19 protein-coding genes are annotated in these 24,346 nt (G+C 43.1%); 7 read left to right on the top strand and 12 right to left on the bottom strand.

Annotated features, from left to right (window positions below):
* Positions 1-7: 7 nt before the first annotated feature.
* The 3 genes from ACFQ1M_RS08380 to ACFQ1M_RS08390 are packed head-to-tail and all read right to left on the bottom strand — an operon-like array spanning position 8 to position 8,679.
* Positions 8-757, bottom strand: coding sequence for a hypothetical protein (locus ACFQ1M_RS08380; protein ID WP_386406729.1), 750 nt, complete (start codon positions 755-757; stop codon positions 8-10).
* Positions 747-5,339: a DUF6443 domain-containing protein gene (locus tag ACFQ1M_RS08385; RefSeq protein WP_386406732.1), complete on the bottom strand. Its 4,593-nt coding sequence runs from the start codon at positions 5,337-5,339 to the stop codon at positions 747-749. Before ACFQ1M_RS08385 ends, ACFQ1M_RS08380 begins: the two co-directional genes overlap by 11 nt.
* Positions 5,340-5,346: 7 nt before the next feature.
* The gene (locus tag ACFQ1M_RS08390; RefSeq protein WP_386406735.1) at positions 5,347-8,679 is read right to left on the bottom strand and encodes an RHS repeat domain-containing protein; all 3,333 of its coding nucleotides are present in this window, start codon (positions 8,677-8,679) and stop codon (positions 5,347-5,349) included.
* Positions 8,680-9,465: 786 nt separating this feature from the next.
* Here ACFQ1M_RS08390 and ACFQ1M_RS08395 point away from each other — a divergent pair.
* From ACFQ1M_RS08395 to ACFQ1M_RS08420, 6 genes are read left to right on the top strand one after another with little or no spacing between them, the layout of a single operon-like run.
* Complete coding sequence (locus ACFQ1M_RS08395) at positions 9,466-9,882, top strand: prepilin-type N-terminal cleavage/methylation domain-containing protein (protein WP_386406738.1); 417 nt, start codon at positions 9,466-9,468, stop codon at positions 9,880-9,882.
* Entirely contained in the window at positions 9,879-10,361 is a 483-nt protein-coding gene (locus tag ACFQ1M_RS08400; protein WP_386406741.1) for a hypothetical protein, read from the top strand. The genes ACFQ1M_RS08395 and ACFQ1M_RS08400 overlap by 4 nt, the downstream gene beginning before the upstream one ends.
* Positions 10,362-10,366: 5 nt before the next feature.
* On the top strand, positions 10,367-11,779 hold the full coding sequence (locus ACFQ1M_RS08405) for a GspE/PulE family protein (RefSeq protein WP_386406743.1): 1,413 nt from the start codon (positions 10,367-10,369) through the stop codon (positions 11,777-11,779).
* 4 nt (positions 11,780-11,783) lie between these two features.
* A complete protein-coding gene (locus ACFQ1M_RS08410) occupies positions 11,784-13,970 on the top strand; it encodes a type II secretion system protein GspD (protein WP_386406746.1) in 2,187 nt (728 codons plus the stop codon).
* Positions 13,970-15,175, top strand: a complete 1,206-nt coding sequence (locus tag ACFQ1M_RS08415) for a hypothetical protein (RefSeq protein WP_386406749.1) — start codon at positions 13,970-13,972, stop codon at positions 15,173-15,175. The genes ACFQ1M_RS08410 and ACFQ1M_RS08415 overlap by 1 nt, the downstream gene beginning before the upstream one ends.
* Positions 15,168-15,686 carry a hypothetical protein gene (locus ACFQ1M_RS08420; protein ID WP_386406752.1) on the top strand — a complete coding sequence of 173 codons (519 nt, stop codon included), beginning with the start codon at positions 15,168-15,170 and terminating at the stop codon, positions 15,684-15,686. Before ACFQ1M_RS08415 ends, ACFQ1M_RS08420 begins: the two co-directional genes overlap by 8 nt.
* 198 nt (positions 15,687-15,884) lie before the next feature.
* Here ACFQ1M_RS08420 and ACFQ1M_RS08425 read toward each other — a convergent pair whose 3' ends face one another.
* From ACFQ1M_RS08425 to rimK, 9 genes are all read right to left on the bottom strand, one after another.
* Positions 15,885-17,021, bottom strand: coding sequence for a type II secretion system F family protein (locus ACFQ1M_RS08425; protein ID WP_386406755.1), 1,137 nt, complete (start codon positions 17,019-17,021; stop codon positions 15,885-15,887).
* On the bottom strand, positions 17,021-17,485 hold the full coding sequence (locus ACFQ1M_RS08430; RefSeq protein WP_386406758.1) for a PulJ/GspJ family protein: 465 nt from the start codon (positions 17,483-17,485) through the stop codon (positions 17,021-17,023). Before ACFQ1M_RS08430 ends, ACFQ1M_RS08425 begins: the two co-directional genes overlap by 1 nt.
* A complete protein-coding gene (locus ACFQ1M_RS08435) occupies positions 17,472-17,810 on the bottom strand; it encodes a hypothetical protein (protein WP_386406761.1) in 339 nt (112 codons plus the stop codon). Before ACFQ1M_RS08435 ends, ACFQ1M_RS08430 begins: the two co-directional genes overlap by 14 nt.
* Positions 17,798-19,042, bottom strand: coding sequence for a hypothetical protein (locus tag ACFQ1M_RS08440; protein ID WP_386406764.1), 1,245 nt, complete (start codon positions 19,040-19,042; stop codon positions 17,798-17,800). The genes ACFQ1M_RS08435 and ACFQ1M_RS08440 overlap by 13 nt, the downstream gene beginning before the upstream one ends.
* The gene (locus ACFQ1M_RS08445) at positions 19,042-19,509 is read right to left on the bottom strand and encodes a hypothetical protein (protein ID WP_386406767.1); all 468 of its coding nucleotides are present in this window, start codon (positions 19,507-19,509) and stop codon (positions 19,042-19,044) included. The genes ACFQ1M_RS08440 and ACFQ1M_RS08445 overlap by 1 nt, the downstream gene beginning before the upstream one ends.
* 1 nt (position 19,510) lies before the next feature.
* Positions 19,511-19,867, bottom strand: a complete 357-nt coding sequence (locus ACFQ1M_RS08450) for a hypothetical protein (RefSeq protein WP_386406770.1) — start codon at positions 19,865-19,867, stop codon at positions 19,511-19,513.
* Position 19,868: 1 nt separating this feature from the next.
* On the bottom strand, positions 19,869-20,597 hold the full coding sequence (locus ACFQ1M_RS08455) for a hypothetical protein (protein ID WP_386406774.1): 729 nt from the start codon (positions 20,595-20,597) through the stop codon (positions 19,869-19,871).
* 369 nt (positions 20,598-20,966) lie between these two features.
* Positions 20,967-21,941, bottom strand: coding sequence for a succinylglutamate desuccinylase/aspartoacylase family protein (locus ACFQ1M_RS08460; RefSeq protein WP_386406777.1), 975 nt, complete (start codon positions 21,939-21,941; stop codon positions 20,967-20,969).
* Positions 21,934-22,806 carry a 30S ribosomal protein S6--L-glutamate ligase gene (gene rimK / locus ACFQ1M_RS08465; RefSeq protein ID WP_386406780.1) on the bottom strand — a complete coding sequence of 291 codons (873 nt, stop codon included), beginning with the start codon at positions 22,804-22,806 and terminating at the stop codon, positions 21,934-21,936. The genes ACFQ1M_RS08460 and rimK overlap by 8 nt, the downstream gene beginning before the upstream one ends.
* Positions 22,807-23,161: 355 nt before the next feature.
* Here rimK and ACFQ1M_RS08470 point away from each other — a divergent pair, with 355 nt between their 5' ends.
* Positions 23,162-24,019, top strand: a complete 858-nt coding sequence (locus ACFQ1M_RS08470) for a glycoside hydrolase family 16 protein (RefSeq protein WP_386406783.1) — start codon at positions 23,162-23,164, stop codon at positions 24,017-24,019.
* Positions 24,020-24,346 lie beyond the last annotated feature (327 nt).

A 24,346-nucleotide genomic window follows, 5' to 3' on the forward strand; every position in this document is an offset into this window, starting at 1 on the left:
ATTATCTCTATCTTAAAAATTCAACATTATTCCATACTAACTTTTGCTTATTTACAATCTTAACATAATCATTTTCAAGCCTTTTATAGCTTAAATAACCATAATTCAGTTTAGGAATATTAATATTAAAAGAATTTGTGTTGGCATTATTAACTTTATATGGCATTGTATACACTTCTCTTAATTCAAGATTACTTAAAGATATATCTGATTGAACATAAACAATAACCTCAATCGAATTAATTTTCAAATCATTGTCTTTTTTAGCGATTGCTATCTTATTTTTATCAAACTTTCTCAAAGCAATTGCATTATCAAAATTGTTGTTATTTGAAGATATCGCTAATTGATATAATAACTTACTGGTTTTTCTATTATCATTTTTACTAAATTTCTCAATTGGATTATCTATAAAAACATACAATGAATCTTTAGATTTTTTAACTTCTTTTTCGATTACGTCGACATTTAAATAAGATGTACTAATCTCTTCTGGTGTAGTTAATTCTATATATCCTTCTTTATTTATTTTCCAATTTCCATAAGCAATAGTATCACAACAATCATAGCTTGGTAAGTGTTCTTGCTTATACTCATTTATATATAAAAATGATTTCTGATTTAATATGAGTTTTATATCATTATCGTCTGTCTTGCTGTAAGTGCCTTCCAAATCTCCTGACAAATACTTGTAAGAACTACAAGATATTATCAAAAAACTTAAAACTAACAGAATATATCTTTTTTTAATTTCCATTTTTCTCTCTTTTTTTCTTGTTTTTCTTATTGATTTTAAGTTGCTTAATTTGATTGCTGTACTTCCTATATAACGCTTTATATATAGGCTTTTTGCTATCATCTACCAATTGAGCTAAAAATTTCAAATCTATACCACTCATATCACTCACAGAACCAGGTAAAGAAGATGGGCTATAGCCATATTGTGCTTTATAGCCAGCAATTTCATCCAAGTAGCCATTTGCAGATAGTGCAGGTTTTAAGAAGTTCTTTGAATTAAATTGTAAACCGCTTGCTGAACTTAAAGATAAAGCAGTATGTTTTATTTCGTGAATATGAAGTGCATCTGTAGAACCTTGAATATTAATAACTCCATCACTTCCTTTTTTTACGTGATTTCTTTCATTGCTATTACTCACTAAATCATAAGTATTATTTTGGTCAGCCCCTAAAGCATCAATATCTTTTATGCTTCCATCTAAACTTTTGTCTCGTGTATCAATGTCTGCTATTCTACCTTGCAACCTTGCTTGTTTTTTAGCACTAATTCCTTTTTGTCCCAACTTGCCCTGTAATTTCGCTTTTGTTTTTGCAAGTGATGCCTTTCTGTCATTTATTTTATCTTTTAATTTTTGAGCTTCCGCTGGGTCTTTCCATATCATTCCATTTGGGTCAACAAATTTAATAGGGTTGTTTTTTGTGAAATTATAAGGAGATAGTTCATATGTTACTTCCGATAAAGGGTCTGTATTCATCCACCTTCCCAAAGAAGCATCGTAATTTCTTGCTCCGAAGTCGTGCCAATTTAGACCGAGTTCTTCGTTTTCTTCTTTCCCATTAAAAGTATAATTCTGTGCTGGATTAGTTGAAGTCACGACATTATTGTATCCTTTATGACGTAACCCAAAGGGATAGTAGTTGTTCTCCTCTCTTATTTGGATGACACCCGTTTCGTTGTCACCTGCAAAGCTGAGCCGCACGTTCCCAAGGTGGTCCTTGTACTGGTAGACGTACTTCCTATCTACCAGAATACGGTCTCCATCCCTTGTCACCACATACCCCGGCTCCATATAGCCTTCTGGTGTAGAGAAGAACCGTAGCTCCCCATTGACATAGTTATATGCCCCGGCATAGTCCGTCACTGTCACAGAACTCCCCTCGCTGACGACCTTTTTTAGCTTCGTCCCCGCGGCATCGTAAATGTACGAAATGCTTCCCACATTCGTACCGTTGTTTATTGTAACGCTTGTCGGCAGGTTCAGGTGATTGTAGGTGATGTCGGTGATGCCCTTGTTCCGGTCGATGACCATGTTGCCATTCTCGTCATAGGCATAGTCGTTGTCAGGCTCAGTGTTTCGGTCCGCATCGGAGGTGTTCCCGTCATTGAAGCCCATCGCCACGCCCGCGGTGTCATCCATGGAGTGCAGCTGGTTGCCATCGTAGTGGTAGATGAGCTGGTCCATCTGCCCGAAGGTAGTGGCCTGCTGGTCGGTATGCCCAAAGCGGCTCAGGCTCAGGATGTTCCCGTTCCTGTCATAGCCGATGCCAGAGAGGTCGTAGCGACCGTCGTTGGAGGCATTGTCATGGTCCACGTAGTGTCCACTGGTGATACGGTTCAGCGCATCGTAGCCATAGCCGTAGGAGCGCTTGGTGCCGTCATTGGCCGTCCTCCAGCTGGTCTGGCTGATGTTGCCATTGTAGAGGGCATCGATGTTGGCCATGGTGGGTAAATCATAGTCGATATTGAACCCGAAGAGGTCATCACCTAAGCTCTCCACGTCATTGATGCCCTTCAGCCACCCACGGATGTTGTAGCTATAGTCCACCTGCTGCAATGGTGCCAAGACACTGTTCCCCACCTGCTTGCTTTCCAACTGCCCCAGGACATCATACTGGTTGCTCGCGATCAGTTCCTCCGGGCCACCGTTCACTCTTTGTAGGTGCATAAGTGACCTTCCCATATGGTCATAGGTGAAATTGTCCTCGGTGACGACGGTCTCGTTGGCATCCCTATCATGTTCATTGCGGGTCTGCAGTACCTTGCCCACGAAGTCCAACTTGGTGGACATCTTGTCGGTGGTGTTCAGATGTGCGTTATGGGACTCTGAATATATCGGTCTGGACCTTTGGTCGTACAGGGTGTAGCTGGTCACCCAATCGGTCGTCCCCAATACCCGGACCCTGCTCCCGGTCGCCAGCCCCTTCACATTGCCTGCATATGGCTGTCCCATCAACGTGTTGACCACCTGAAGGTCAGTGATGCTCGCACCATGGCTGTAAAAGGAGGAGTCCCCCACCAGCTCGCCGTTGTAGAAGGTCAGGGAACTATGGAAAATGTCCCCGTTCTTTATATAGTTGATGGTACCCCCCAGACGCTCCACCTTGAAGTGGTCACCTTGCACATAAGTGCCCTTTTGGCCCAGTGAGACCCCCTCCTCATAGATGTAGACATTCCCATTGCCATGGAGATAGATGGCATGGTCAATGGTGGCATAGCTGTCGTCCTCGGCCGAGTTGACCCCTGAGAGCCCTATCATGAGCGATCTGTCCCCTGTGCCAGCCGTGAACTCCATATGGCCGTCACCTTCTATCTTTGCGGTCGTCAGGAACCCAGAGTTCCAACCATTGCTCCAGACCCTAGATACACTATTCCCGCTTTCTTGGAGAAAATTGTGTACGTAGGACAATTCATTGGAGGCCTCTATGTTGGGAAGGACGGAATCGTACCATACATAGTCGTCATAGTAGTTGATGGTGTGCAGCTCGGCGATACTGGTCGGGAATGCCACATTCCCCCAGTAAATGGATGTGCCATCGAGTGTCATAGCCGCGGTTGACCTTCCCTCAAATAGCTGGGTCTGGGCATCGACGCTGTCCTGCACTGCCAATCTCCTTGCCCGTGCATCGGGCAGCTGTGGATTCGGGTCATCGTACATCCCTGTATAGGCCACCCTGCCGAAGGCATCGTACTTGGTGAACAGCCATTGGCCCGATGCCCTCAGGTTGGCGTCCTGTGTGAGCACTGGGCGGTCCAGCCTGTCATAGACGATGTACTCCCAGCCCTTGCCGGGCAGCTTCTTCTCTACCAGTCGGTTGCGATGGTCATAGCGGTACTGGTAGCAGAGCTTCTCCAGGATGTCCGTGGTGATGGTGACATTCTCGCTGGCCAGTGGTGGCAATACGAAGGTGAGGTTGCCGAAGCGGTCGTAGACGTATTGGGTGTCGTGCGCAAGGCCTGCGTCGTAGGTTCTCTTGAGCACTACGTGGCCCTGCTTGTCCTTGAACTCCTCGGTGGTATGGTCGTTCGGGTATGTCTGGCCCGGCTGCCAGTTCTCGTCCCTGGTGACGTTCTTGTAGAGCTCCCCCTTTGCGTAGTGGTCATCCTCCATGAGTGTTGGAAGCTGGGTATCACCATTGGTGAAGTCCACCTCGAAAAGTCTCACCTCTAGGCTGTCGTTGGCATGGTAGCCGAACTTGATGGTGTGGTCGGTGTCGGCAATGGCGTCCACCGCCCATGCCGCTCCCGGTGCCCCCTGTTCTAAGGGACGGTTCAATGGCGAGGCCTCGAATCGGGTCTCGCTATAGGGGTTCGGAGCGCTCGCATCGAGGTCACTCCCGTAATTGTCCAAGTAGTAGGCCTCAAGCTCGGCAAGGGGGTCCACATAGATGTCACCCGCCTGCGTTCCCGAGGTGGCATACGGAAGATACTCCCTGGTCTGCCTCCCGAACTGGTCATATACCATATGGGTGACGATATCCTTGGCGGCAGACTCCTCCACCAATTGCGCAATGGGCAGCAGATTGTCCCCAAGGTGCTCCAAGATGGGATTGTACAAGTACTGTCTCGCATTAACATCGGTACAACCATACATGAAGCTTCGCATGCGACTCTGAGTGGTGGTGGGACCCCACTTGAAGTCGGCCCTTCCTATCACCTTGTTCCCCTCTTGGTCATATACTCCAGAAACACCAGAGTTCCCTCCCGTATAACTGTGCGGATGGATCACCCCGACCATCAGATACCAGGTATCTGCCTGTGGGAGCATGCCTTGGAAGAAGAAGGGATTGCTGACGGGTGTTCCATCAAGCTTGTGCACGTTCTGCGTACCATGGTATGTCGTCCCGTTATTGACATCACCCGTTCGCTTCACCCACACGCTGTAGCGGTAGCCTAGCTCCTTGTCGACAAAGAAGTAATCGGTCTCCCAGCCACCATCGGAATTGCTCTCAACGTCATTTCCTCCTCTCCAGACCAACTGCACCTCCCCGTTGTGGATGGTGTCATAGACCCTGGTGTTCTCACTCTCGGAGCCATACCTGTTGAAGAAGGAGGTGGAACCACTTCCAAGACTCCAATCGCTCTTCCAGTCCAGGAGGTTGATTGCATGGATGCGACCTGCGGCCCTTACCGCCACGGTCTGCTTGCCACGGCCGAGGCCGTCGAAGTAGCCGACCTGCTCTATCCTGTCATCGGCGGTCACCGCCCCGTCCGGGGTCGCTACCTGATAGGTGGTCGTCTTTACATAGTTCTCTGTGGGTGTCTGTGCCATCGCCATCGATGACATCAATAGTGTTGCAAGTGTATATAGTGATCTTCTCATGTGCTTCCTAGTTCTGTGGTTGTGCATAGTGGTACTCGTTCTTGCTCAAAAGGTTGCCCTCGGCGTCCCTGACGTGCTTCAGCCGCTGGAACTCGTCGTACTCATAGTACATGGTGTAGCCTCTGGGGTCGGTCATGCTGGTGACACCGACCAGTGGGTCGTAGGTGTAGGTGCTGACCATGGCATCGGGGAAGTTGTCCCTGAGGGCCTGCAGTGCATTCCGAAAGGCTTGCTCGGTTGGCTGGTCGACGTCGGCATCCGAGGCCAGTTTTACCGTATCGATCGCCGAAAGCTGGGCCGTCGTCATCGTATCGTAGCTGGCATGCTCGAGCTTGGCGATGGGATATTGCTCGTTGTAACCCCAGACATAGCTGATCCGTGTGCCGTCCTTGAGACTCACCTCCAAGGGATTGCTGCTGGAGTCGTATTTATGATAGGTGAGACGGGCCTGCAAGTTGTCATTGCCCTTCGCCATGCTGATGGTGTCCGGTAGGACAATGCCATTACCCCAGTCCTTGTATCGGGTATGCTGGGTGGATAGCTCCTCTTCGGTATTGTCGGGCAGCACCCTTGTCATCTTCACCTCGATTGGCGTGGCGTGGCGATGCTGGGAAATCAATGCCTGTTCCGCCGCCGTCGGACTGATAAGGTCCTCTGGATAGGTAGTTACACGCTTCAGTGTATTGCCTTCGCTGTCTGAGGTCTCGGTGCGGGTTGCAAAGTAGTGCGTGGGATAGGAGTCATAAAAGGTCCCGCTGGAAACGCTAACCGTATCTATGCTCGCACCCTCATAGTAGTAAGAATCGGTTGTGTTCCTTATGGAAAACATAGAGCTACTGTAGTTCTTGTATTTTCTGTAAAACATGAATGCTCCCATTTTGGCAACTATAACATTCTCAGAAGAAACAAGGTCTGAGCCGTAGTCGAATGCATATTCTATTCTTTCCTCATTGAGGAGTCTAAAGGTTGATGCAGGTTCCATGCTGTAATTGGCCTTCTTTAGTAGAAGACCTCTTCGATGGCCGAGATCATGATGGGGCGCACTTGGTATCTCTTCTGAATTACTCGGATTTGGGACAGGGTCACAACCACTATTACAAGCTACCGTGGCAAAATAATTGATCGCATCACCACCGATTCCCTGAGCGACCCAACTAAATGTATATTCCGTCTTTCCGGTCTGCATACTGTCGAAAGACTCGGTTACATTGGCATAGCCGACATTGAACCCTGACTCGTTGTCCAATGGCCTTATCGGATTTGAGTAAACATAGGTCGCAGTCCTTTTGCTACTATCAGCACAGAGTGGAGCATTGAAATTGATATAGACAGGTGGATGAAGTGCCTGTCCGCTTGAATGACCACTATCCGCAAAGAGCCCATACTCATATATCTTCTTCAACAATAGAGTATCATTCATATCCCTCTGAGTGATCGACTTGACTCGCAATCCACCATATTGAGCGTTCGGTGAACTCGGGTCAAGAAGTTTGCGACCTAGCAAGGTAATCTTCACGTCTACCTTGTTACCATAGTTGGCGCTATAGTTCTCAATGACGATGTTGTAGTTGCCATTATCGAAATGCAAGGATCCCGTAGAATTCGTAACTCTGGTACCATCAATCCTGACCTGTGGACAATCAAATCCATTGGTGCCGCAAACAGGTATCTCTTCGCCCAAGTGGTTATACATTTTCAGATCATAGTCAATGATACCGCTTACAGGAAAGTTGTAGTTCGTTGGGTCATCGGTATCGATGGTAAAGGGAATAGTAATCACATTACTGGGGTCGTTGAAGGTTTGTTGTGTCACAATGACCTGTTGTGAATATCGTGTCGCGGCGAAATAATCATTGTTATCGTAAACCGTATTGGACTCCATTTCATACTCCGTGGAACCAGCGGTCGGATATATGACCTTCTTTAGGCTACATGCCTTGGCATAGTTCTCATCAACCTTTCTGTCTGCTCCTATGTTTTGTACAAAGCCCGCCCAAAAAGTACCGTTTGCAACAATCAATGGTTGATACTCCACCGTGGGTATTAACGAGGCATTCGCATGTCTTCCATTATAATAGCCCCAGAAATCTCTCGCATATGAGAATCTGTCAGGTAAAATATTATCCGTGTAATATTCAAAAGCGGTCTTCTTTTCGTTGATGCTTCCTAAGTTTTCGATGATATGCTCTAGATAGAGTCGTTTCTGGCGTTGATCAAGATTTCCGTAGGTAAGGCCACTGTTGTTAGTCGATTGGAAATAGCCATGGGTCAGGTCGAAGGTCTTTATGATGGTGCCATTCGGGTCCTTGATAGATATATTCGTCAATGCCTTGTCATTGAGCAGGTCCAGTCTGTCCTGTCCGTAAAAGAATTCCATAGTTGCGGTATTTCCAATGATCTTGCTGATCCTCCTCACCTTGGAAGTGGACTCCATGAAAGTATAGGTATGGGTCGGATAGCTTGTGCACCCTTGATTGTTATAGGTAGGTAGTATTTTATGCTGACTCCCGAGACTCACATAACTTATCGTGCTCTCAGGTTCATACTCTATATATACTTGATTTCCCAGATGATCATCCATCTCCAGCAGATGCCAAGAATTAACATAATTGGTTAGGTATGGTGACGGGTCTGGAAAGCTAAAGGCCGGTGTTCCACTGATGGATGCATAGACTTTTGACGATGACCTCTCATATGCCTCTCGGGTCTCATCCTGTGACTGTCCTAGATAGAAGGTGACTCCTACCGGGCTTGTGATCACCCATTGTTTAATGGAGTTATTGGCGTCCTTCACATAGGCGATGTTGGCTGTGTTGTTGGCTGGTACCGTGTAGATTTGCCCCCCTTGGTCAAAATAGAATTTGCCACTAGTACCATCAGGCAGGCTGAAGTGATATATATCGGACTCTAGGTCCAGTTGTTGATCATTTACATCCAAAAGTCGATCATATAGGTCTGGGCTAGAGTAAAGCGTTGCAATCGAAGTCGAGGTGTTGATGTAGCCATTGGGAGAATCATCTGGAATACCCCTGACCATTCTCGTGACACTGCCGCCACCATTCAACTTCCAACCAAGACCAACGCGAGTGGCCATTTCATCCACTCTGATGCCTCCTGAGTGATATGCGAGGGATATCGGGACTGAAATGGATCCCTCTTCAAGTCCGAATATAGGAATTGATATTTGAGGGACCCCTGTAAAATAAGACACAGGTATATTATTAAATTTACCAAGTGTCGCAGCTTCTGGACTTGTCGGTGCTATTTGTGGGAGTTCGACGGCTTCCTGTCCGAACATGGCAGGGCCTACTAGCATTAATAGTAAAAGGAGTATTCTCATCTATCTATGATTGTTGATTGTTTGATTTGCTTTCTCTGTTAGCTCGTTAAAAGGATGCTGGAAGACCGACGGCATAGGCTTTGAGCCTAGACTCTTATCGATCTTGGGCTTTTTCTGTGTGTGGCAAAACTTTCTTAGGGCGACGTTCTTCAATTTTTTTTGGTATTCCATATATTGTTAAAGCCTTTCGAACAAAAACAATTTTGGCTGGATACTATCCGTTATTGATGGCTAAATGCCGTAGATCATATGTGCACAAATGAATATAAAATGGACTTAATCCGATTACGGTTTTCCCGTACTCTCGACCAAATGCCATCTTATTCGATGAAGTGAACTCTACATCCCCTCAAATGGTGAGAAGGGTCAAAAATAGTAGGAAAAATCATTGAAACACCGTTAAGTCGCTCTTTACTAGTTTGATAATTCAATTGATATTTACATTTTTCGGTTTTTCTTCGGACAAATTGCTTTTTCTCATTCTATAGAGCAAATCAATGCATAATAACAATCTCCTGCAACAAGTTGTGCTGACCATTTATAAATGACGACCTATCATTCAAGCAATAATTTCAGGTTATTTATCACTCAGAATTGATTTTTAAAAATTGAAATCTATATTTGCGACATTGATATATTTGGAAAAAAGAGAATCTATAGCATAAAATCATCCTAGATTCTTCAAAATAAAAACAGTTAATATCATAATAACGCACAGCTGAAAACGCTTCGAGCGTATATAAATATTTCAACCGTTCTCTATTTTTGAGAACCAAGCCTTTCACTATGAAAAAGACGAATAGAAGGAATAATAAGGTAAAGGCATTCAACCTTCAAGAGATGCTTATCGTTCTGGCCATCATAGGAATCCTATTATTGATCGCCATGCCCAGCCTGATGCCTTTGATCACCAAGGCAAAGAGCACCGAGGCGCAACTGCAATTGAAGGCCATCTATAATATGCAGACCACCCATCGCTATATGTATTCGAAGTACAGCATGGATTTCTATGAGATCGATTATGAAGCTCCAAAAACAGTAAAGGATAACGGGCAGGCCAACTATCGCTATGAGATCATCGAAGCGACCAACAATAGTTTTAAGGCACGTGCGGAAGCAGTGACCGACTTTGATGGAGATGGCATCTACAACGTATGGGAAATTGATCAAAATGGTAACCCAAAACAAATAGTAAAGGATTGATCATCGCATTGAAAATAGCACTCTTGGGCTGTTTGGCCCTGATCACCCTTCAAGATCTGAAAGAGCGGATGGTCCATTGGTTCTTGTTTCCCATCGCTGCTGCTTTCTTTGGTTTGTTGCACTTCCTTGAGGTAGGTAAAGTGCAGTTTCTTCTGAATCTGGGCATGAACTTGTTATTGGTCATTATAATAGTTACAATTTTGTGGTACTATGCCAAACTTAGGATGAAAAAAAACTTTAGTGACACTTTTGGATTGGGAGACGTGCTAATGTTCATTGCATTGGGATTCTCGTTTGCGACAATATCCTTTATAACTTTCTTTGTGTTCGCTATCTTCTTCGCTTTGATAGTTCATCTTGTCCTAAAAAACAGTATGAAGCAGCCAACGGTCCCGTTGGCAGGTTATGTGGCCCTCTTCTTTTCGTTCGTACTAATTGGTGTTTGGACGGGAATCACCAACAATCCCTACCTGATCTGAACCGAATGAAGCAGGAACAATTCCATATCCCGGTAGAGCTGCAACAGCTCATAAGTGCAGATGAGGCCTATCACTATCGCATCGTCCCTCTGGGTCAATCAAATGGGACCTTGTCTTTGGCGACCGATGCTCAAAACATAGCTAAGCTAAAGGGCGAACTGACCATTCTCTTAAATAGAACCATCGAACTTTCGGAGGTCTCGGAAGAGCATCTTGAAAAATACCTGGCCACCAATTATAGAAAGAAAGCGAAATCTGAATCCGAGAACTTAGGATACTCCAATGACTTTCTAGAGAAGATCCTACTCACGGCGAAGGAAATCGGAAGCAGTGACATCCATTTTGAGCCTTACGAAACGAAGTGTCGGGTGCGCTTTCGCTTGGACGGGAAGCTAAAGGAACAATATATCATCCCAATTGAAGAGTATCCCGTAATTGCCAATAGGATCAAGATCAAAGCGCAATTGGATATATCGGAAAAGCGGTTGCCACAGGATGGAAGGATCACCATCAGTGACGGATTTGACGAATTTGACATCCGCGTCTCCTCACTTCCAACACTCCATGGCGAAAAGATCGTGTTACGTATCCTGAGCAGGGATGCCAATCATATCAATTTGGACTCCTTAGGCTTTACCGATATCGAACTAAAGCGATACATTGAAGCGACAAAGAATCCCAACGGTATCATCCTTATTTCTGGACCTACCGGTTCTGGAAAGACCACAACATTGTATGCCACTTTGAAGCTGTTGAATGATAGCAAGACCAACATCCTGACCATCGAAGATCCCATCGAATACACCTTGGAAGGAATCAATCAGGTACAGCTTAGGGAAAATATTGGGCTTGACTTTCCATCGGCACTGCGTACTTTTTTGCGACAAGACCCCGATGTGATCATGGTGGGTGAGATAAGAGATGCCAAAACGGCCAATATGGCCATCAGAGCCGCCTTGACCGGTCACTTGGTACTTTCTACCATCCATACGAATTCCGCCTGGGCCACCATATCTAGATTGGTAGATATGGGGATTCCATCATTCCTTATCGCGAGTACGCTGAATGTCAGTGTTGCACAACGTTTGGTACGTAAACTCTGTGATCACTGTAAAAAAGAAGAAAAAGTTTCAACGGAGCTGCTTCCCGAGGGATTTGAAATTCCAAATAACTTCAAGACACATCATATCCCTGTGGGTTGTCAACATTGCTACCATACAGGATATCATGGGAGAAAGGCGATCTATGAGATCATTCCGATCACTAACGGTTTGGTTCACCATATAAAGAACAATGCATTGGAGATAGATCATTATTTAGAAGAGAATAAGATACGCACACTGAAAGACAATGCCATACAACTTTTGATCGAAGGAACGACTTCGATCGAAGAGGTCTATGCACTATTAACGAAATGAGAATATGAAGAGAGGATTATTAATTATAGTACTGTTATTGCAAATTGGTTTACTGACCGCTCAGGATAACGGAAGGATCTTGAAGATTCAAAATAAATTAGAGGTATTATCGGTTGATAATGCTGGACTTACCGAAAAGCTGAACATCAATATCCAAGATGCAACGCTCACCAACTTCTTGATCGCCATCTCTAAGGTGCATAAGGTGAATATGAATGTGGCCCCAGAATTACAGAGCATCAACATTGTGAACAACTTCTCGAATGTCACGGTATCTGACCTATTGCTCTTCCTTTGTAAAGAATATGCACTAGATATCGATTTTATTGGGAATATCCTTTCAATAAAGAAACATGAGGCCCCTATTGAAGAACCAAAGGAAAAGGAGATCATAGCCAACTATAATTCTACGTCCGATATGATCACGCTGGACCTGAAAAATGACCTTCTGGGTAGAACGTTCAGGAAGATCATGGATAGCACTGGCAAGAATTTGCTCTTCTCTTCTGGAATGGAAAATGAGCGCCTCACCATCTATCTAAAGGACGTTCCCTTTGACAAGGCCATGGAAAATATGGCACTTTCCAATAATTTGATCTATTCGAAATCCAGGGATGGTTTCTATCTCTTTGAGAAGGAAGTGGGAGTTGGTCAGAATTCTGCTTCTGCCACTGCGACGAACAATGGCCAAAGACCTACTAGAAGAAGGAGTTCTAACTTCTTCTTTAAAGTACTCGATACCGAAGAAAAACTTCTGGAAGTAGATTTTGTCAATACGCCCATCGAAAGCATCATCAACGATATTGGAAACGACTTGAATATCAATATATTTACTGCCACACCACTTTCCAATACCGGCACTGCCACTTTTAAGGCCAAAAAAGTGACTTTCGACGAATTGCTTGAGAAACTCTTTGAGAATAGCCAGATCGCTGGAGGTATTGATACTGGGAATAATTCTTCAACCGGTCAGAGAACGACGAATTCGAATGGGAGTCGTTTTACCTTTAAAAAGGAAAATAATGTCTACTACTTCGGAACCTTGGACCAACTTACGGTCAAAGAGGTGATGATCATCCCAATGATGCACCGCTCCATCGAGATCCTACAAGATCCCTCTGGAGGTACGAGCAGAAGTGTTGGCCGTAATCTAAGTAGCAGCTATAGCGGAAGCGATTTTGGGTCTACTTTTGGGACGAGTTCCAATTTTGGGAATCAACAAGGTTTTGGCAACCAACAAAACCCCAATAGGTTCAGCAATACTTCAACTAGTTTGAACGCACAAAGGAACATAGCGAATAGTGATAACGCCTCCTCAATTTTGGACATCGTTCCCGAAGAATTGAAGCGCGGGCTTCAGATCTCCACCGACTTTGAACAAAATACCTTTGTAGTGAATGGACCTAGCCAACAAGTAAAGCGCTTCGAGGCATTTGTAAAAAGAATAGACAAACCAGTGCCTGTTGTGCTTATCGAAGTGATGATCTTGGAGATCAGTCGCAGCGCCACTGTTGAAACCGGGATCAGTTGGGGTATCGGAGATGATGCGGTGAAGACAAAGGGAGGATTGTTTCCAACTACCGATTTTACCTTGGGCGCAGAGACCGTAAATAAAGTACTTGGCGGAATCGATGGTTTTGACTCCTTTAAGGTGGTCCCAGAGTTCTTTGCTCAGATAAAGGCGATGGAGGCCAATGGCAATCTAAAGATACGTTCAACTCCAAAATTGGCTACCCTAAATGGGCATCGGGCAACCTTCTCCAATGGTTCCACAACCTATTTTAGAATCACTCAAAGCTTTACCACTGGGGTACAAAACCCAATCATAAGTGAAAGTGTGAATTATGTCCCCATCGATGCGGAACTTGGGTTAAGCATTAAACCATTGGTCTCTGGTGATGGCAAGGTGACACTCGATATCTTCGTCATTCAATCTGATTTTAACAACGATCGCATCGATGATGAAGCTCCTCCGGGAATCGACTCGCGAGAGTTTAGCTCGATCATTAGCGTTGACGACCAAGACATGGTGGTGTTAGGTGGTCTGGAAGAAAAGGTGAAGAACGATTCAGGTACGGGAGTGCCATTGCTGGCAAGGATTCCAGTGATCAAATGGTTGTTCAGCAGCCGTAAGAGAGAGGATTCGAGAAAGAAACTCACAGTACTCATCAAACCGACCGTCATCAACTAATGTTAGACTCGTTTAAGACATACCTTCAATTCGGCCCTTCTTTTTGCGGCGTAGAACATACTTCTGTCTCGGAGGAGGGTGAGACGAATGTTTTGTTGCTAAACAAGAAAAAAGATGCTTTTGAGGTCGAAAGGGAATTCACGGTCACTTCTCTGCGGTCATTGAAGGAAGAACTTCCAAAAGGACAGCATATCTCTTTAGTGATCAACAACCAACAGGTATTGTCCAAACGGGTGGATGGTAACTCCTATGACCCTTTGAAAATTATTCATAAGGCCTTTCCGAACATCAATTTGAGGGATTTCTATTATGAGATTTCCCGTTTAGGTGGTGATCACCTCGTATCCATTTGTCGTAAGGAATACATAGATAGCCTTATCCATAAATATCAAAAAGAAGGATTCTATGTGTTGAGTTTTTCATTAGGACTTCACAGCTTTCAAACCATTGCCTCCTATATCAATGTCGCAGATGTAGCCGTCTCGAATTATAAGCTAAGTATTGAAGATGATAGTATAATTGATTTTGAGCCACAAAGTCTGTTGGATGACACCATCTATGATCTTGGTGGCATCAAACTTTATGGTAGATCCTTACTTTCCTTTGCTGCAGTGATCAAAAATTATTCAGATGGAAGTGCTACTGCTACAAATAATGAACAGCAAATTGCTACACTAAAAGAATCATTTTTCCAAAATCGTCTGTTCTCGCTACTCTTGAAAGGGGGGCTCGGGTTTTTGTTTGTCGTTCTGTTGATCAATTTTTTCATCTTTGGTCATTATAATGAAAAGGTGAATGAACTTACTCAGAGTTCTCAGGTAAGTGAAGTCCAAAAGGAGAAACTCTTAAAATTAAATGAAAAAGTTCAAGCAAAGCAACGTCTCGCCGAAGATATCTTAGCTTCAACCTCTTCTAAGAGTTCATTCTATTTGGACGAGATCGCCAGCATTTTACCATCAAGTATGGTCTTGGATGAGATCAACTATCAACCTTTGTCCAAACGTATCAAAGAAGGGCAGAAGATCACATTCCAAACTAACGAAATAATAGTCTCTGGAAAACTAAAAGACAATGAAGCGTATACCGAATGGTTCGAACAGTTGGAGCAAAAACCATGGGTAAATGCAATGGCAATACAAAGCTATGGTACATCCTCAGGGAATACGATCACCTTCACAATTTTGATCAGCATTGGCGATGAGTAGCAGAAACAAAAATATCATACTTGTCATAGGGTTGCTCTTTCTAGCCTTCCTGGGATATAGGTTTGCCATCTCGAAGACGGTGGCTGCTCGTTCCACCTATAAAAAATTGAGTAGACAGGCCATTCTATTTGAGAATCTGCCAAAACAATTTTCGGTTCTAAAACAAAAGGAACGCTACTACGATTCTTTGTTGGCTGCCTATCAGATAAAAGGAAATTCCATTCAGAGCAATTTGCTTAAAACGGTCAACACCTATGCCGACGAGCATCGATTAAAGGTCATCGCCTTTAAGGAGCCACATATCCTAGAACGAGAGAATGCAACTTTAAGTACGTATTCATTCTCGCTGGAAGGAGATTTCTCGAGCATCTTAAGGCTTATCCATCAACTAGAGCGGCGTACCAGGTATGGAGAATTGGTGAATGTCCATTTTGAAAAGAAGAAGAACTATAGAACCAGGAAGTTTTATCTTCAGGCCCACATCTTATTGCAGGTAGTTCGACAGAAATAGGGTTATACAAGTACATTCAAATCACTATCGAAGTATATATTTATGTGGTTTCAAGATACCTGCCCGCCAACAGATGGGGAATTTTCTTGCAATGATCAGTCGGATTGACAATCTAGGAGTGAAAAATATGGTTCTCGATACAATCCCGAAGATTCGGGATCACTCGAACTGACATTTTTTTATAGCATTAAACCTTTTTCATCCAAGTACATTGCTCAATTGGAACATGGGCAAATACATGGCGATCAGGATGACACCCACCACGATTCCAACAAATAGAATGATCATTGGTTCCATGATAGTAGATAGCATTTTTGAACGTTGTTGCACTTCGGTATTGTACTGCTCGTTGAGGCGTTGAAAGATAAACTCGGTCTGATTGGTCTCCTCGGCAACTCGCACCAAGGTGACCATCTTATTGTCAAAGACAGGATCATTAGCCAAACTTTCCGAAAGTTTTTTTCCCTTTAGGATCTGCCGCTCTACTTTTTCCAATGCACTTCTTAAAGGATAGAAATTGATCATCTTCTGCACTAGTTGTATACTATTTACCACAGGTACTTTGGAAGAAGTGAGTAAAGAAACGGCCTGCGTGAACTGCGCCAAGTAGACGGTCTTTGCAAACTTTCCAATGATCGGTGTCTTATAGATCAGATTGTCCACAGCTCTTTGATACCAAACTTTCTTCGTAAATAATTGTCGCAATAATAGTAATGCTATAATCCCAACTAGTAGTATCCACCCATAGCTCGAAGTTGTCTCAGAAAGGGAAACAATGAATCTGGTGATCGGTGGTAAATCTACATTATTCTGCTTGAAAATATCCTGAAACATGGGAACCACATATCGCAACATAAAGGCCACTACTAAAAGCGCCGTAGAAAAAATAATGATGGGATAGGTCAACGCACTGATCAAGTTCCTCCGTTGTTCGTTCTTTCTGGCAAAGAAACTCCCCAATTCTTTGGTCACTTGTACCAATGTGCCGGTTTCCTCTCCGATCTTTAGTGAAAAATGTTCATAATCCGTAAATTCCTTTTTGGTCTTTACGGACTCAGAAAAGGGCTGTCCAGCAACGATATCCTCCAAAATATTGGCAAATAACACTTTTTGCTGTTGTTTCTTTTGGGATTCCATGATCAAGCCGAGACCTTCCTTTAAGTTGACTCCTGCCTTTAATAGCACACTCAACTCCGTATAGAGATCTTCCTTTTTTCTATCTGAAAATGACTTGCCAAACAAGGTGATCTCCTTTTTCAAAAGGTCATTGATCCTGTCTTCACTTTTGGCCGTTCGCTTCTGCGTGGTTTTTATGTTATCTAATTGAAATCCCATTAGTTCATATAATGTGAAGCACTATTGCTCTTAAAGATAAACAATTCCTTTTGCTGAAATTCATTGGAAGTTCTAAGGCGTATCGCATCCATAGGCCCATTCGTCACCACTCGACCATCAAAAAGAAACTCCTTGTCTACGATGCTGATATTAAAGGTGTCCAATTCTCTTACCACATATTTGGCATCGAACACGTATGTTATCGTTTCAATAGGATTCTTTAAGATCAGTAATTCCTGCTTGTTGTCAAAGGAGGCGACTTGATAGCTACTGAGATCCAACCACAATCGTTGTTCTAGCTTTTCCAATTCTGCATTCACTCCTAAATTGGTCTGAATGGCAAAGAACTGTCGCTGTACCAATGTCAAAACTGAAAAAGCCAAACCTACGACAATAGCCGTGATGACAAGGACCACCATCATTTCATTGAGTGTAAAGGCTGGTATTTTACTACTTTTTTGCATCCAATCTTTTTCTAATCAGTTTTTTTTGAGTTTCTACTTGGGTAGCCTCAAATTCAATATACTTCACATTCTTCTCATCAAATTTTGTGATGTTGATGTTCCATTGATTCAAACTTTCCGTATACGGAAGCTCTAATTCTCCAGTTTGATGCAGATATTCCAACTCATTCAATCGATATTCTAAATGTCGCGTGTCATTCTTAATGGCATTGCTGAAGAGGTTGTTCATGATCAAACTCACTACCAGGAAGACGACCATGATCAATACGGTGGCTACCATGGTCTCCATGAGCGTCGCTGCTTTTATCTTCTTCAGTATAACCATTGTGCCACCGCCTTTTTGCTATTCTCAAATAAAAGTCCGGCATACTCTTCTGGGAGTGCTGGTTCTAAGATCTTCCCATTATAGATATGATTTTGATATACAGATCCGGATTGCTTTGCGATGAATCCAGCAGTATAGACGCTGCCTTCTACGGTTCCAAGAAGTTCTAAATTTTGATTGCAATGAATCTCGCCTTTAACCTTTGCATTTATCTTTAGAACGACCTGCGGTTCATAATTTCGAGTTTTGGGCTGACCCTCGTAAATAATGACTCCCTCAACACGACTTCTCTCCTGTAATACTATTTGGTTTATTTCAGTAGGTTGATCGGCTTGAATGTTCTGTGATATTCTTTCTTTGACCACCAAAGCGGAGGGATAGCGTAATTGTGAATCCTTTCCGATTTCAATATTCTTCGTAGCAATGGCCTGAAAACGACCAACGACGTTGTTTTTTACCTCAATTTTAGGAGCCATAAGGATGACATCGGTAAGCTTCGCTTCGGGATGTACGGTGATTTTTGAATTGGAAATGACGATTATGTTTCCCGTCAAGTTCGCATCGAACAAATTGATGGGTGCGGCCTGATATATATATGTTGTTTCTTTCAGGAAGGAATTTTTGAGCTGCATACTTTGCTCAAAAGGAATAGCGCTATTCAGTTGCGCGCCAGAATCGGTGATTACCGGCAATATTGAGGGAAGCTCTTCACTACTTTCTCTTGTATTGCCATAAATGAGCCGACTGCCATAGTACGAATTTCCAGAAATATTTCCCGAACGGACACCGCGTTTCGGTAAATATGCACCCCCTTCTACTCTAGTTTGCCCTACCAAAATGAGCGCCCTATTCTCATCCTTTAAAAACAACGCAGGACGTTTCATCTCCCAGCCTCCGACCATCGCGACCTTCTCAAAAGTGTATTGCTTGATAGTCGATTTAGAACTTACAATCTTAAAAGCACCCCATTGTTTCTGGCTGACGATGAGATGTTTATAGTCTTCTTCGAATATCGGTAACGAAATGGAATCATTGATCTCATGGTTCAAGCTATATTGAATACCAGTGTCGGCATTTCTTATGGTCTCAAGGAATAAATCCGAACGAACACTCAAGGTGCGATGAATGTGAATGAGCATTATAAATGCTCCCAGTATCAATGACACTACGACCCCGACAAATACCGAAAACTGAAGTGCGCCTGCTCGTATCTTTGCTCTAGGCCAGCTCATTATTCTTGAAGGGCAAAGGTTTTCTTTTCTTTTTTGAATAAAATGGTAACCACTTTAGCGTTTCCTTGAAGTAGTTTCATATCGGCGACAACTTCATTCTTCCGAATGAGGTGTTGCTGCCCCTGGATTTGTATCAGGAATACTTTTTCGGTCTTAGTAGCACCTGAGACAAAACCTTTATATGTCACCATTGGCCAGCTGACTTGCTCCGAAGGCATTGTAGGTATATTCTTTTTTATGGTGTGTTGTTGTTTTTGGAAATTTCCTAAAAAGGGATCTCGATAGTCAGCCGTTATACCAAAGGTATCTAAGGGTTTTAATTCCTTCGGTCTGAAGTCTGCCGTAAAATCTTGTTGTGCGATTGAAGGTGAATCTGGATTCAAAGCATCAAAGAACTTATATCCAACAGTCCCCCAAATACCGAGGACGATCACCAATAGGATATATGTCTTTGTTTTGCCTTTCATGCTATTGGACGATCAGATTTCTTGTGTTATATTCAGTTTGGTATGCGCTATTCAATGCTCTTATACGCCATTGGTAATCTCCAGATTCCAGTTCCTTCTGAAATTGATTGTTCATGGTGGTCGTATCCACAACAATTTCTGTGGCCTGTTCAAAAGTAGGAATCGCAATTTGCAACTGATAGGTCTCGGCGCCAGACATCGTTTCCCAAGAAAAACTTACGGTGGTGTCATCGATAGTGCTATTGTCTGCCGGGGCCAGTATGACAACCGTCTCAGCGGTGATGTCCTCTACACCAACGACATCTTCGCATGCAAATAGTAGCGTAAATCCTAATAAGAGTGAAGTATATTTTTTCATATCAAAACTTTAGAAAGTTATCTACATCCACGGCTTTTGTAGCCTCTCTGAATGTATTATTAGGACAATGGTCACCTTCCTTTACAATATCGAAAATTGACGGTTGATTGCGCTTGCCCTTTCCCCAACAAAAATACGAGAGACCGTGAGCGAATACCGTTGCTTTATCAAAACCTATCAAAGCAGATTCGGCGTTGCCATTCATCAGCTTTATCCCATAACGCTTATCACCAAGGCCAACTAAGAATACCGTTTTGGCATTATCGATTGCTTCTAAATCTGCCGATTTGAGTGCGACAGATAGCGAAGTGACCAAACGCGCATCTTTTTGACGTTCTAAATATTTCCTTACCTCGTCGTTATATAATTGCGAAAGTTCGTCCATCAACAGCACCTTGTCCATCAACTGTAATTTCACAAAAGATGGTTTTTGCTTTATGGAATCAGCGAAATTCACTTTTTGTTTATTATTCGGTGAATTTTTGGAATACGCCTTAAAAGAGCTATTATCAAAGGGTACCAATTTCACCGAAATACGTATCTCCTTTTTCAATTCTGGCAAGGCAGTGGTTTGAAAGTTCGAATGCAATAAGTTGGTCTCTTGTAGGCCGATCATTCCGAGCGACAGCTGTGAGTTTGATTTTCTTTGAACTTGGCTGTCGACGGATACTGTGCGGCAAGCTGTAAATATAATTCCCGTTATTGCAATGTATAGAATGTGCTTCATCATGCTACTCATTTCCTAAGAAGGTAAAGATATGGTTTGAATGGGAAATATGCTAAGGGTTTTTACGAATGAGGAGAAACTCTGTAAATAATCTAAGTTTGGAAAAATTAGTACAATTAGAAGCAGATCCGTCTGCCAACTCCCTTTCATTTTCCCATTCGTTTGTACCTCAATCGTTAGAAAGCACTATAAGCACTCTATTTCTTATTTCTGCATCGGCAAGTAAGTGAAGCAGTAAATCTATGATTTACATTGCTGAACTTACCCCAAATTCATTTTGGGGTCTTCTGGTCGTGAATTGCGACCTCTGCTCTGCGAAGTTTGCAACTTCGAAGCTTCAACTGCCCTACGATATTTTTTTGAATTGCCTTACTAAATAGGGTCTTCGTTTCTCGTTATATGGAAAATTGCATCGCCTTGGTTGACTATCGGGGATTGGTTGATACAAATGATGTGTCCAGAATATAATGACTTTATAGTACGCTCAAAATAGCCGAAAGGGTCGGAGATACTACCCAGAACATCGCCTTTCTTCACTTTGGCTCCCAATTCCACAAAGGGATGAAACATCCCAGAATACTTTGCCCGAACCCAACTGGACTGTTTAACGATTATCGGTTTTCTAGGTCGTTCACTTATGGATTTGAGCTCTTTGTTAAAATCTCGAATACCCAGATGTTGCATCACACGCAATGCTCCTAAGACGCCTATTTCGGTTACTTTTTCGTCAAGATATAAAGATTTACCCCCTTCAAAGAGCAATGCTTTTTTACCTAGCTTATGCAGGGCTTGTCTAAAAGATCGATCGCGGTGTCCACTTTGAATAACAAACTGTGGATTGAAGACCTTCGCAAGTCTCAAACTCTCCTCATCTTCATTTATTCGGATCTGAGGCGCATTGAAACGGCTATCGCCACCAGTATGAAAATCTATGCAGTAATCGACCAAGGGAACGATCTCTTTCATGATGTGATAGGCAAATCTACTCGCCAAAGAACCGCGAGAACTTCCCGGAAATACTCGGTTCAGGTCACGCCCGTCAGGAAATTTTCTACTTTGATTGAGAAAACCAAATACATTGACCACTGGAATGCAAATGACCATACCACATTCTGGCTTGTTGTATTTTTTGGAGATCAGCTGACGCACGATCTCAATACCATTCATTTCATTACCATGAATGCCTGCAGTGATCAATAAGGTGGGACCTTCCTTTTTTGCCCTTTCTACAATGATCGGTACCTGAATTTTAGTTCTTGTGTGTAATTTGGCGATGTCCAGATTGAGTTGAACTCCCCTCCCATTTGAAATGGCATGCCCTAGGATTTCGATCTTCTTATTATGCATGTCGCTCCACGTACTTGATAATTTGAGTGGCAATATCTTTTCCTGTCGCTACCTCGATACCTTCGAGTCCTGGTGAAGAATTGACCTCCAAGATCAATGGCCCTCTTTCCGATTGTAATATGTCCACGCCAGCGACTCCTAAGCCCATGACCCGTGCTGCCTTGATCGCCGCATTCTCCTCGTCGTCGCTTAGCTCAATGATGTTGGCAGAACCTCCTCGGTGCAGATTGGATCTGAACTCCCCTTCTTTTCCTTGCCGTTTCATAGCGCCGACGACTACGCCGTCAACAACGAATGCTCGAATATCGGCACCCTTGGCCTCTTTTATAAATTCTTGAACGATGACCCGGGCTTGCAACCCATTGAAGGCCTCTAGAATGGACTCTGCCGAGTTTCTATTTTCAGCCAATACGACACCAAGTCCCTGCGTACCTTCGAGCAGCTTAATCACCACAGGAGATCCTCCCGCCTTATCTATAATGGCTCCCACATTTCTAGAATAGTTGCTAAAAACCGTTTTTGGCAGTCCTAATCCGGCTCTAGAAAGAATTTGGAGGCTCCTTAATTTATCGCGCGAACGCATCAGTGCCTGCGACTCAACAGCGGTAAACACCTTCATCATCTCAAATTGTCGAACCACAGCGGTGCCATAAAATGTGATAGAGGACCCTATTCGCGGAATAACACCATCAACCCCAGTGATCTCTTCTCCCTTGTAGATAAGTCCAGGTTTTTTTCGTTCAATGACCAGATCGCATTTAGAGTGGTCGATGATCATTATTTGGTGTCCTTTTTTGGTTCCAGCCTCTACAAGACGCTTGGTGGAATATAGGTTTGGATTTTGTGAAAGAATGACTATTTTCATTTATGCAATTTTGTAAACAGAGCACTTCAAATTGATCAAAGATCAAGTCTGTTTAGCACTCAAAATTAATAATAAGGTTATCCCCTAAGATACATCAATATTCTGGTCTTGCTATGGCTGAAATCAAATTCGCGTAAGGTTTGAGTCAATAAAATATGCTAGCCGCATATTTTCAATGATGCCGTTGGGTAGAGCAGATTCGCGTTGGCTGTGATAAATATTTCCTAGCATCACCCACATATTTCCAAAATGCATCATCTGTGCCGAATTTGCATCATGCCTAATATTTTTTTAATGAGGTCATATTGCCAAAGACCCTAATTTTATTGATACTAACCTAAAAGAGTAATATTCTATGATCCAAAAAACAATGTATCTGCTTGGTGTCTTTGTGCTTTCTTCTTGTTCAAAGACAACTTCCAACAGCACTGACAGCAACCAAGGTCCGCAAAGCCCTGAAGCAACCGCAGAATGGCAGCTCATCTTTGAAGAGAATTTTGATGACCCTAGTTTGGCCAATTGGAATCCTTGGAATGCCGGAGCCTTTAACAATGAAATTCAATTATATCGGTCAGCGCAGCTTTCAACTGACAATGGTATCTTGACAATAGCGGCAGAACGAATGGCAATCGAAGGTCCTACGAATCCTTTCGACAATACCCCGAAAGACTTCGAATACGTCTCTGGCCGTATCGAAAGCAAATCGCTGTATGGCCCATCTAACGTCGCCGGGCACAGGAGTTATCGCTTTACGGCACGAATAAAACTACCCAAAGGGAACGGTATGTGGCCAGCATTTTGGTCTTATGGAAATGAGTGGCCTACCAATGGTGAGATCGATATTCTAGAAGCAAGAGGAAATAGACCTATGGAGTTTCAGTCAAATATCTTTTACGGCACTCAGCCTGGTGTTCCTTTGACCATGGATGCCGTTACAGCTAAATTGCATGAGATGAATGTTGATCTTACTGAAGACTACCATGAATATGAGGCCATATGGACCGAGAATCAGCTGCGTATCATCTTTGACAATGAAATTATCCATACATATCACGCCAATCCACAAAATTATATTAGGGCGCTCTTTGGAAAGAAGCATCGTATCGTTCTAAACGTAGCAGTAGGAGGTGTCTTTTTCAATAATACTAACACTAATGACTTTGCGGATGATGCGACCATGCAAATAGATTGGGTTCGGGTTTATAGGCAATGACTCGAACCCATTGAACTGCATTGTGAAGACACAACATCCCATACCCGTAAAAATTGATATATCATTGTAGAATTACAACATTCATTTTTGTCACTATTTACAATTAGAATGTTAATAATTTATTGATCATATAATATAAGCGCCTTTAAAATTAGGATATAATATTTTTTTAACTAAAAAAGTATCAAATTATTATTCTTATAAGTATTTGATAATCAGTATTTTGTATTTATTTACCCCTGTTTTCGTACTTGAGTGATATCCTTATTATCTATCTTCGAATTTATTAGACTAGCACCTCTTACTTACTTGCAAAAATATTGATTC

The organism is Sungkyunkwania multivorans (genome assembly GCF_042675645.1).
Taxonomy (GTDB): domain Bacteria; phylum Bacteroidota; class Bacteroidia; order Flavobacteriales; family Flavobacteriaceae; genus Sungkyunkwania; species Sungkyunkwania multivorans.

Coding starts and splice junctions, on each gene's coding strand:
- ACFQ1M_RS08380 (WP_386406729.1), bottom strand. CDS start 757: ATGGAAATTAAAAAAAGATATATTCTGTTAGTTTTAAGTTTTTTGATA.
- ACFQ1M_RS08385 (WP_386406732.1), bottom strand. CDS start 5,339: ATGAGAAGATCACTATATACACTTGCAACACTATTGATGTCATCGATG.
- ACFQ1M_RS08390 (WP_386406735.1), bottom strand. CDS start 8,679: ATGAGAATACTCCTTTTACTATTAATGCTAGTAGGCCCTGCCATGTTC.
- ACFQ1M_RS08395 (WP_386406738.1), top strand. CDS start 9,466: ATGAAAAAGACGAATAGAAGGAATAATAAGGTAAAGGCATTCAACCTT.
- ACFQ1M_RS08405 (WP_386406743.1), top strand. CDS start 10,367: ATGAAGCAGGAACAATTCCATATCCCGGTAGAGCTGCAACAGCTCATA.
- ACFQ1M_RS08410 (WP_386406746.1), top strand. CDS start 11,784: ATGAAGAGAGGATTATTAATTATAGTACTGTTATTGCAAATTGGTTTA.
- ACFQ1M_RS08415 (WP_386406749.1), top strand. CDS start 13,970: ATGTTAGACTCGTTTAAGACATACCTTCAATTCGGCCCTTCTTTTTGC.
- ACFQ1M_RS08420 (WP_386406752.1), top strand. CDS start 15,168: ATGAGTAGCAGAAACAAAAATATCATACTTGTCATAGGGTTGCTCTTT.
- ACFQ1M_RS08425 (WP_386406755.1), bottom strand. CDS start 17,021: ATGGGATTTCAATTAGATAACATAAAAACCACGCAGAAGCGAACGGCC.
- ACFQ1M_RS08430 (WP_386406758.1), bottom strand. CDS start 17,485: ATGCAAAAAAGTAGTAAAATACCAGCCTTTACACTCAATGAAATGATG.
- ACFQ1M_RS08435 (WP_386406761.1), bottom strand. CDS start 17,810: ATGGTTATACTGAAGAAGATAAAAGCAGCGACGCTCATGGAGACCATG.
- ACFQ1M_RS08440 (WP_386406764.1), bottom strand. CDS start 19,042: ATGAGCTGGCCTAGAGCAAAGATACGAGCAGGCGCACTTCAGTTTTCG.
- ACFQ1M_RS08445 (WP_386406767.1), bottom strand. CDS start 19,509: ATGAAAGGCAAAACAAAGACATATATCCTATTGGTGATCGTCCTCGGT.
- ACFQ1M_RS08450 (WP_386406770.1), bottom strand. CDS start 19,867: ATGAAAAAATATACTTCACTCTTATTAGGATTTACGCTACTATTTGCA.
- ACFQ1M_RS08455 (WP_386406774.1), bottom strand. CDS start 20,597: ATGATGAAGCACATTCTATACATTGCAATAACGGGAATTATATTTACA.
- ACFQ1M_RS08460 (WP_386406777.1), bottom strand. CDS start 21,941: ATGCATAATAAGAAGATCGAAATCCTAGGGCATGCCATTTCAAATGGG.
- rimK (WP_386406780.1), bottom strand. CDS start 22,806: ATGAAAATAGTCATTCTTTCACAAAATCCAAACCTATATTCCACCAAG.
- ACFQ1M_RS08470 (WP_386406783.1), top strand. CDS start 23,162: ATGATCCAAAAAACAATGTATCTGCTTGGTGTCTTTGTGCTTTCTTCT.